This window comes from Pseudomonas sp. CFBP 8772, assembly GCF_014841665.1.
GTDB lineage: Bacteria > Pseudomonadota > Gammaproteobacteria > Pseudomonadales > Pseudomonadaceae > Aquipseudomonas > Aquipseudomonas graminis_B.
The window spans coordinates 19,218-27,500 of record NZ_JACYUI010000022.1 but is presented as its reverse complement, the minus strand read 5'-3'; the positions used below and the strand labels follow the sequence as shown (position 1 = coordinate 27,500).

Sequence of the window (8,283 nt, the reverse complement as noted above, 5' to 3'; positions counted from 1 at the left end):
CGCAGGTTTCTTTTTGGTTGGCATACATGCACCTCTTACTCATGTTATGCCCGAACACAAAATTTCTGACACCCCCCCTTCGGCGAGTTACTTGGAAAAGCACCCCAAGTAACCAAGGGTGCTTGCTCCTGGTTGGGCCCCTCGTTCCTCGGGGTTCCTTCACTCCGGTCTCGCTCCGTGGGCCCGCGCCGAACGGGCATCCATGCCCTGACGGCGCTCTCGCGGCATCCATGCCGCTCGGCCCACTGCGCAAAACCTGCGTTCAGCCTGCACCCAAGTCGCGATGGGTGTCGCCTGGACGTCTTGCGTATGAAGATCAAGGTCAAGATCAAGATCTAAAGCGAATCAACAGCTTCCCGGCTGAAGCCGGTCCTACAGTCGAGGTCACCGCCAATCTCACTGTACGCATGCGATGCCTTTGTAGGACTGGCTTTAGCCGGGAAGCTTTTGATCTGCTTTCGCTTTTGGCTTTTGATCTCCATACACAGAAGGTTCAAACACCGCCAAACGCGACTTGGGCCCACGGAGCGTCGTCGGAGTGAGGGAACCCGACGAAGTCGGGCCAAACCAGGAGCAGGCACCCTTGGTTACTTGGGGTGCTTTTCCAAGTAACTCGCCGGAGGCGAAACAGCAGGCCGTTAGGCCGCCCCATAACAACAGCCCACATAAATAACGGATATGCCTACGGTGTAAAGCTTCTAAACGCCCTGATTTATTCACTCTTTACGCTTTCTTTATGCCCCCCGACCCCCGTCGCTCTCGTTCCTTTACACCCCCACTGAACACAATTGCCCCACACGGCAGTCGCCGTATGACGGAGAGTTTTTCATGAGCGTTCTGGATGGGGTGTCACTGCTGCTCGCAGCAGGGTTATTCGTTTACTTGCTGGTCGCGCTCCTGCGCGCCGGCCGGGTCGAGGAGTAACGGCCATGCACGGTTACGACTACCTGCTGATACTGGCGTTTTTCGCCTTGGTGCTACTGCCCGCGCCGCTGCTGGGACGGTTCTACTACAACGTCATGGAAGGCCAACGCACCTTCCTGACCCCGGTCATGGGCCCGGTCGAGCGCATCTGCTATCGCCTGTCCGGCGTCGACCCCACCGTCGAACACAACTGGAAAACCTACACAATCGCCCTGCTGGCCTTCAACCTGGCCGGGTTCGTCGTCCTGTTCGCCATCCTGCTCCTGCAAGGCTCGCTGCCCCTCAACCCACAGGGCCTGCCGGGCATGGAGTGGTCGCTGGCGTTCAACACCACCATGAGCTTCGTCACCAACACCAACTGGCAGAGCTACAGCGGCGAAGCGTCCCTGAGCTACCTGAGCCAGATGGCCGGCCTGACCGTGCAAAACTTCGTCAGCGCCGCCACCGGCATCGCCGTGCTGGTCGCGTTTTGCCGCGGCATCAGCCGTCGCTCGACGCAGCACCTGGGCAACTTCTGGGCAGACATGACCCGCGCCACCCTCTACGGCCTGCTGCCGCTGTGCCTGGTACTGGCGCTGCTGCTGGTGTGGCAAGGCGTGCCGCAAACGTTCGCCCATTACGTGGACGCCGTGACCCTGCAAGGCACCGACCAGACCATTCCCCTGGGCCCGGCCGCCAGCCAGATTGCGATCAAGCAACTGGGCACCAACGGCGGTGGCTTCTTCGGCGTCAACTCGGCGCATCCTTTCGAGAACCCGACCATCTGGAGCAACCTGTTCGAGCTGGTGTCGATCATCCTGATTCCGGTGGCGCTGGTGTTCACCTTCGGCCATTACGTCAAGGACATGCGCCAGAGCCGCGCGATCATCGCCTGCATGCTGGCGCTGTTCCTGATCGGCGGCGCGACGGCGATGTGGTCCGAATACCAGCCCAACCCTGCGCTGAACATTGCGTCGGTCGAGCAGGCCGCGCCCATGGAAGGCAAGGAAACCCGCTTTGGCACCACGGCCACCGTGCTCTGGGCGGCGACCACCACGGCGGCGTCCAACGGTTCGGTCAACGGCATGCATGACAGCCTCAACCCGCTCACCGGGATGATCGCCCTGGCCAACATGATGGTCGGCGAAGTGATCTTCGGCGGCGTCGGCGCAGGCCTCTACGGCATGTTGCTGAACGTGCTGATCGCGGTGTTCCTCGCCGGCCTGATGATCGGCCGAACCCCGGAATACCTCGGCAAGAAGCTGCAGGCCCGTGAGGTCAAGTTGCTGGTGGCGACGTTGATCGTGATGCCGGTCGGCGTGCTGGTGTTCGGCGCGCTGGCGGCGACCTTGCCCGGTCCGGCGGGGGCGGTGAGCAATCCCGGCGCCCACGGTTTCAGTCAGTTGCTCTACGCCTACACCTCGGCGACCGCCAACAACGGCTCGGCCTTCGGCGGCTTCAGCGCCAACACCACCTTCCATAACCTGATGTTGGGCCTGTCGATGTTCATTGGCCGCTTCGGCTACATCCTGCCGGTGCTAGCGCTGGCCGGCAGTCTGGCGGCGAAGAAGAGCTCGCCGCTGGGCCAGAACAGCTTCCCGACCCACGGCCCGCTGTTCGTCACCCTGCTGACCGTGACCATCTTGCTCGTGGGTGGCCTGACGTTCCTGCCGACCCTGGCACTGGGACCGATTGCCGAACACTTGAGCCTGGGCTTCTGAGGACCACACCATGAACATGCAAGCCCCCGTAACAAAGAGCCCGGACAGTAAAATTCCGGCCAGCAAGGCCGCAAGCCACGACGCGCAGCCCGTCGCGGCCAAGACCGGTCTTGCCGCCCTGTGGCGCCCGGCGCTGGTGCAGGCGTTCGTCAAGCTCGACCCGCGCCAGTTGCACCGTGCGCCGGTGATGCTGGTGGTCGAACTGACCGCGGTTTTGACCACCGTGCTGTGCCTGATCCCTGACCCGGCGGTGCCAACGTCTGTCGCCGTGCAGATCGCGATCTGGCTGTGGTTCACAGTGTTGTTCGCCAACTTCGCCGAAGCCTTGGCCGAAGGTCGCGGCAAGGCCCGCGCCGACAGCCTGAAAGCCGGCAGCGAAGGCCTGAAGGCGCGGATCCAGGGTGCAAACGGCAGTTACGAGATGGTCAACGCTGCCACCCTGCGCAAGGGCGATGTGGTCCGCGTTGAAGCCGGGGAGCTGATCCCGGGCGACGGCGAGGTCATCGAAGGCATCGCGGCGGTCAACGAAGCGGCGATCACCGGTGAGTCTGCACCGGTGATTCGCGAGTCCGGCGGCGACCGTTCGGCCGTCACCGGCAACACCCGTCTGGTGTCCGACTGGCTGCTGGTGCGGATCAGCGCCAACCCCGGCGAGTCGACCCTGGACCGCATGATCGCGCTGGTCGAAGGTGCCAAACGGCAGAAGACCCCCAACGAGGTGGCCCTCGACATTCTGTTGATCGGCCTGACCCTGATCTTCCTGCTGGTGGTCGTCACCCTGCAGCCGTTCGCGCATTTTGCCGGCGGTAACCTGCCGCTGGTGTTCCTCGTCGCGTTGCTGGTGACCCTGATTCCGACCACCATCGGCGGCCTGCTCTCGGCCATCGGCATTGCCGGCATGGACCGCCTGGTGCGCCTCAACGTGATCGCCAAATCCGGTCGCGCTGTAGAAGCGGCGGGTGACGTGCACGTGCTGCTGCTGGACAAGACCGGCACCATTACGTTCGGCAACCGTCGTTGCGCGGCGGTGTATGCCGCGCCGGGGGTGACGCCGAAAGAGCTGAGCGAAGGCACGCTGCTGGCCTCGCTGGCAGATGACACCGCCGAAGGCAAGTCCATCGTCGAATACCTGCGCGGGCAGCACCCGATGACCGAGCCGGCGCCAAGCCAGCTGACGGCGGTGCCGTTCACGGCGGAAACCCGTTTGTCCGGTGTCGATTTCGAGGGCCGTGTGTACCGCAAGGGCGCCGTGGACTCGCTGCTGAAATTCCTCGGCCGTGACCGCAGCGACCTGCCGCCGGTGCTGGCGCGGGAAATCGACAAGATCGCCAAGACCGGCGGCACGCCGTTGCTGGTCTGCGGCGACGGCAAACTGCTCGGCGCGATTCACCTCAAGGACGTGGTCAAGCCGGGCATTCGGGAGCGTTTTGAGGAGCTGCGCAAACTGGGCATTCGCACGGTCATGGTCACCGGCGACAACCCGCTGACGGCGGCAGCGATTGCGGCAGAAGCCGGCGTCGATGACGTGCTGGCCGAAGCCACTCCCGAGAAGAAACTGGAGCGCATCCGTCAGGAACAGAACGACGGGCGTCTGGTGGCGATGTGCGGCGACGGCGCCAACGACGCGCCGGCGCTGGCCCAGGCCGACGTCGGTATGGCCATGAACGATGGCACCCAGGCAGCGCGTGAAGCGGCCAACATGGTCGATCTCGACAGCGACCCGACCAAGCTGCTGGACGTGGTGCAGATCGGCAAGGAATTGCTGGTGACCCGCGGTGCCCTGACGACCTTTTCCATCGCCAACGACGTGGCCAAGTACTTCGCCATCCTGCCGGCGCTGTTCGCGGCCATTTACCCGCAACTGGGCGTGCTCAACATCATGCACCTGGCCAGCCCGCAGAGCGCGATTCTGTCGGCCATCGTCTTCAACGCGCTGATCATTGTCGTGCTGATCCCGCTGGCGCTGCGCGGTGTCCGGGTGCAGGCCGCCAGCGCGGCGCATCTGCTGCGCCGCAACCTGTTGGTCTATGGCCTCGGCGGGCTGGTCGTGCCGTTCGTGGGCATCAAGGTGATCGACCTGCTGCTGACCGCTCTGCACCTGGTTTAACCCGTTGATCGCGCCGCGTGGTGATGATCCCGCGCGGCGCTCACTTCGAAATGAGGATTGAATGATGTCCAGCGTATTGCGTCCGGCCGTGAGCCTGATCGTTCTGATGACCCTGATCACCGGCGTGGCTTACCCGTTGGTGGTGACCGGTGTCGCCCAAGTGGCGTTTCCGGATCAGGCCAACGGCAGCCTGGTCTACGACGACCATGAAAAGGTGCGCGGCTCCGAGTTGATCGCACAGAATTTCACCGGCGAAGAATGGTTTCACCCGCGTCCCTCTGCCGGCGCCTATGCCACCGTGGCCAGCGGCGCGAGCAACCTGGCGCCGAGCAATCCGGCGCTGGCGACGCGAGTGACCGAGGACGCCGCCAAGGAAAAAGTCGACAGCCAGGGCCCGGTACCGTTGAACCTGCTGACCACCTCCGGCAGCGGCCTGGACCCGCATCTGTCGCCAGCCGCGGCGCAATACCAGGTGGCCCGCATCGCCGCGGCGCGTAACCTGTCGCGCGAGTCGGTGCAGAAGCTGGTGGCGGACAGCACCCAGACTTCGGTGATCGGCCCGCCGGTGGTGAACGTGCTGGACTTGAATCTGGGTCTGGATCGGTTACCGTCTGGCAAAGCCGTGAACTGACCCCGCTGGCGTGATCTGCTGTAGGAGCGTGGCTTGTCCCGCGATCGGCTGCGCGGCAGTCGTAAAACAGACGCGTGGTGCATCAGCTTGATTCGATGAATCGGGTTTGCTGCCGGTACCCGGCAGATCGCGGGACAAGCCACGCTCCTACAATGCCGCCCACCAACGATCAACCGTCATCCAATGGATCAGGACAATTTTCCGTGAATTCAACCACCCGCGCCGACGCTTTGCTGGTCAATCTTCCCCGGGACGATCGCGGGCGGCTGAAGGTGTTTCTTGGCGCGGCGCCTGGCGTGGGCAAGACCTACGCCATGCTCCAGGCCGCGCACACGCAGATGCGTCAGGGCGTTTCGCTGCTGGCCGGGGTCGTCGAGACCCACGGCCGTGCCGAGACCGAAGCGCTGCTGGGCGGTTTGCCGCAGCAACCGATGCTGCGTTCCGAGTACCGCGGCGTCATGCTCGAAGAGATGGACCTGGACGGTCTGCTCGCAGCGAAACCCAAACTGGTGCTGGTCGACGAACTCGCCCACAGCAACGCGCCGGGCAGTCGCCACGCCAAGCGCTGGCAGGACATTCAGGAACTGCTCTCGGCGGGGATCGACGTCTACACCACGGTCAACGTTCAGCACCTGGAAAGCCTCAATGATCAGGTGCGCGGCATCACCGGCGTGCAAGTGCGCGAAACGCTGCCGGACTGGGTGTTGCAGGAAGCCTACGAACTGGTGCTGATCGACCTGCCGCCCCGGGAGTTGCTGGAGCGGCTGCGCGACGGCAAGGTCTACGTGCCGGAGCAGGCCCGCGCCGCCATCGATGCCTTTTTCACCCAGACCAACCTCACCGCGCTGCGGGAAATGGCCATGCAAACCGCCGCCGCCCAGGTGGACAACGACCTGGCGCTGGGCTACCGGCAGTTGGGTCAGGCGGCGCCAGCGGTGCGCGGTCGTCTGCTGGTGGGGATCGACGGCGACGCCCAGGCCGAACGGCTGGTGCGCCATGCCAGTCGTGTCGCGCAACGGCGGCATCTGCCGTGGAGCCTGGTGCACGTCGACAACGGGCGCTTTTTCGACGAACTGGCCCGCGGCCGTTTGCAGAACGCCCAGCAGCTCGCCGAACGCCTCGGCGGGGAAGTGGTGGTGCTGCGCGCGCCGGAAGTGGCGAAGACGCTGATTCAGCACGCCACCGAACGCCGCGCCAGTCTGGTGCTGGTGGGCCAGTCGCGGCCTTCGCTGCGCCGTCGGGTGTTGGGCGGCGGGTTGGCGTCGCGTCTGCTGCGCAATGCCCACGGCCTGGAAATCAACGTGCTCGACAGCGAGTCGCGTCCCGATCAGGCGCAGTCCACCTCGCCGCGCAATCTGGTCTGGTTCGATTACGCCCTGGCGCTGTTCGCCACGGTCGGCGCCAGCGCGCTGGCCTGGGCGGTGTCCAGTTGGCTGGCGCTGCCAAACATCTCTCTGGTGTTTCTCGCCGCCGTGCTGCTGGTGGCCGTGCGCAGCAGCGTCGGCCCGGCGATGGTCTGTTCGGTGCTGTCGTTTCTGGCGTATGACTTTCTGTTCATTCCACCGAATTTTTCCCTGAGCATCCAGCGCGAAGAAGACGTGCTGACGCTGCTGTTCTTCCTGTTGATGGCCGCGCTGACCGGCAATCTCGCCGCTCGTCAGCGTCGCCAGTTGCAAGCGCTGCGCGACACCCAGGAGGAAACCAGCGAACTGCTCGACCTGTCACGCCGCCTGACCGCCGCCACCGATCGCCAGGCGGTGCTCAGTGCGGCCGATCATCATCTGGCCGGCTGGAGCGAGTTGCAGCTGTGCGTCCTGGACAACGACCGCGAGCAGGGGTGGAAGGTGGAAGTCGGCGGGCCCCTGGAGTTTTCCGAGTTCGAGCGCGCGGCGGCGGACTGGGCCTGGCAGCACGGGCAACCGGCGGGCAAGGGCACCGGCACGCTGCCGTCGGGGAGTTGGTGGTGGCTGCCGTTGTGGGTGGACGATGCGCCGCTGGCCTTGCTGGGGATTCGTGCGAAACAGGGCCAGACTTTTATACCTCAGCGTCGACGGTTGCTCACGGCGCTGAGTCAGCCACTGGGTCAGGCCCTGGCCCGGGCGCGTCTGGCCGAAGACCTGGAAGCCGCGCGTTTGCATGGCGAGACCGAACAACTGCGCAGCGCCTTGCTGGCCTCGGTGTCCCACGACCTGCGCACGCCGCTGACCGCCATGCGCGGCAGCATTGACAGCCTGCTGGCGCTGGGCGAGGCGATTCCGCTGGAAGACCGCCGCGAGTTGCTCGAAGGCACCCGCGACGAGGCCGAGCGCCTGGACCGTTACATTCAGAACCTGCTGGACATGACGCGCCTCGGCCACGGCGCGCTGAAGCTGGCGCGGGACTGGGTCTCACCGGGTGACATCGTCGGCAGCGCACTCAATCGCCTTCGCGCCGTCCTCGCGCCGCTGCAGGTCATGACCCAATTGCCGGCAGAGCTGCCGCTGCTGTATGTCCACGCCGCGCTGATCGAGCAGGCGTTGATCAACGTAATCGAAAACGCCGCGCGCTTTTCGCCGGTCAATGGCCGTCTGCAGATGGCGGTCAGTGCGCAGAACGAAGAGATCGTCTTTGCCGTCAGCGATGAGGGGCCGGGAATCCCGGAGAGCGAACGGGCGAAGATTTTCGACATGTTCTACACCGCCGCGCGGGGTGACCGAGGCGGCCAGGGCACGGGGCTGGGGCTGGCGATCTGTCAGGGCATGGTCGGCGCCCATGGCGGACGGATCAGCGTGGGCGATGGCATCGACGGTCGCGGCACCTGTATCAGTCTGCATTTGCCGCTGCAGGCGCAGCCTGAAGCGGAAATGGACCAGGCGGTCTGAAACCGTTTTGCGCTACGCTGACGGACCTTTGTGACGGCCCTTTTTTCTAATGACAGGACA

General features: G+C 64.7%; 5 protein-coding genes. All 5 read left to right on the top strand.

Features of this window, described 5'->3' with window-relative positions; genetic code table 11:
* Nucleotides 1–828 precede the first annotated feature (828 nt).
* The 5 genes from kdpF (at nt 829) to IFT99_RS25460 (ending at nt 8,223) form a co-directional block, all read left to right on the top strand.
* Entirely contained in the window at nt 829–924 is a 96-nt protein-coding gene (gene kdpF / locus IFT99_RS25480; protein ID WP_037009437.1) for a K(+)-transporting ATPase subunit F, read from the top strand.
* A gap of 5 nt (nt 925–929) precedes the next feature.
* The gene (gene kdpA, locus IFT99_RS25475) at nt 930–2,624 is read left to right on the top strand and encodes a potassium-transporting ATPase subunit KdpA (protein ID WP_192136013.1); all 1,695 of its coding nucleotides are present in this window, start codon (nt 930–932) and stop codon (nt 2,622–2,624) included.
* A 16-nt stretch (nt 2,625–2,640) separates the two neighbouring features.
* Entirely contained in the window at nt 2,641–4,731 is a 2,091-nt protein-coding gene (kdpB, locus tag IFT99_RS25470) for a potassium-transporting ATPase subunit KdpB (RefSeq protein ID WP_192136017.1), read from the top strand.
* A 64-nt stretch (nt 4,732–4,795) separates the two neighbouring features.
* Nucleotides 4,796–5,362 carry a potassium-transporting ATPase subunit KdpC gene (gene kdpC / locus IFT99_RS25465; RefSeq protein WP_192136011.1) on the top strand — a complete coding sequence of 189 codons (567 nt, stop codon included), beginning with the start codon at nt 4,796–4,798 and terminating at the stop codon, nt 5,360–5,362.
* Between the two features lie 203 nt (nt 5,363–5,565).
* A complete protein-coding gene (locus tag IFT99_RS25460) occupies nt 5,566–8,223 on the top strand; it encodes a DUF4118 domain-containing protein (protein WP_192136009.1) in 2,658 nt (885 codons plus the stop codon).
* The last annotated feature ends 60 nt before the right edge of the window (nt 8,224–8,283 follow it).